Genomic DNA, 1,307 nt, shown 5'->3' with positions numbered 1-1,307 from the left:
CGAATTAGAGATGTCACCTGTGAGGGGTTGATGCCTATGACTGTTTACTGCGGAATTGACTGGGCCGAGGAACATCACGACGTCGCCATCGTCGACGACAGCGGCGGGTTGGTCGCACGGCTGAGGATCGGTGATGACGCGGCCGGCTACCAGCAGCTGATCGACCTGCTCGCCGACGCCGGGGACAACCCGCAACAGCCGATCCCCGTGGCGATCGAAACATCCCGGGGCTTGCTGGTGGCTTGCCTACGGGCGACCGGTCGAAGGGTCTACGCGATCAATCCGGTTGCAGTCGCTCGTTATCGAGACCGATACACCGTCTCGCGCACCAAGTCTGACCATGTCGACGCAGTGGTCCTGGCCAACATTCTGCGTACCGACATGGCCGTGCACCGGCCACTGCCCGAGGACTCCGAACTGGTCCAGGCCATCGCGGTCCTGGCCCGTGCGCAACAAGACGCCGTATGGGATCGAACCCAGGCCCACAACAAACTGCGCTCACTGCTGCGCGAGTACTACCCGACGTTCCTGCTGGCCTTCCGTGACGCCCGCGGCGGGATCACCCGCCCTGAAGCCCGCGCCGTGCTCGCCGCGGCCCCCACCCCGACCCAAGCGGCGGCACTGACCCCCGACGACCTCGCCGAGGCCCTGCGACGAGCCGGCCGGCAACGCGGCATCGCAGCCGAGGCCGACAGGCTGCACCAAGCCCTGGCCGCGGCAACCCTGCACCAGCCACCCCTGGTCGAACAGGCCATGGGACGGCAAGCCCTGGCCCTGCTACGCGCCCTAGACACAGCCTGCCTCAACGCTGAAGACCTGGCCACGGCCGCTGAACAATCTTTTGATCAACACCCGGACGCCGAGATCATCACCAGCTTCGCAGGCCTCGGTCGACTCATCGGCGCCCGGGTACTCGCCGAGATCGGTGATGACCGATCCCGCTTCGCTGACACGCGAGCGCTCAAATCGTATGCCGGTTCCGCCCCGATCACCCGAGCCTCCGGCAAGAGCCTGATCGTCATGCACCGACGAGTGAAAAACCAACGCCTCGCCCACGCCGGTCATCTCTGGGCCTTCTCCGCCCTCAGCGCCTCCCCAGGCGCCCACGCCCACTACCAACGACGACGAACCTCCGGCGACGGCCATACCGCCGCCCTGCGCCACCTGTCGAACCGGCTCCTCGGCTGCCTGCACCACTGCCTACAAATCCGCCAGCCCTACCAGGAAGAAACCGCATTTGCCGCACCTCAGCCGCACCAAATGCCTACCGCAGCTTGACGCTAAAACGCGTGGGATGTCTTGTCGGC

Annotated in this window: 1 protein-coding gene; it reads left to right on the top strand. The window is 66.0% G+C overall.

Annotated features, from left to right (window positions below):
• Nucleotides 1–36: 36 nt before the first annotated feature.
• On the top strand, nt 37–1,278 hold the full coding sequence (locus AB0G10_RS42260; RefSeq protein ID WP_360935917.1) for an IS110 family transposase: 1,242 nt from the start codon (nt 37–39) through the stop codon (nt 1,276–1,278).
• The last annotated feature ends 29 nt before the right edge of the window (nt 1,279–1,307 follow it).

This window comes from Actinoplanes sp. NPDC023714, from assembly GCF_040639855.1.
In the GTDB taxonomy this organism is placed as follows: Bacteria; Actinomycetota; Actinomycetes; order Mycobacteriales; family Micromonosporaceae; genus Actinoplanes.
The sequence above is the reverse complement of the archived record's forward strand: the minus strand, read 5'-3'. Positions and strand labels throughout refer to the sequence as shown.

Excerpts from the sequence above, each read along its gene's own strand:
- AB0G10_RS42260 (WP_360935917.1), top strand. The coding sequence starts at position 37 with ATGACTGTTTACTGCGGAATTGACTGGGCCGAGGAACATCACGACGTC.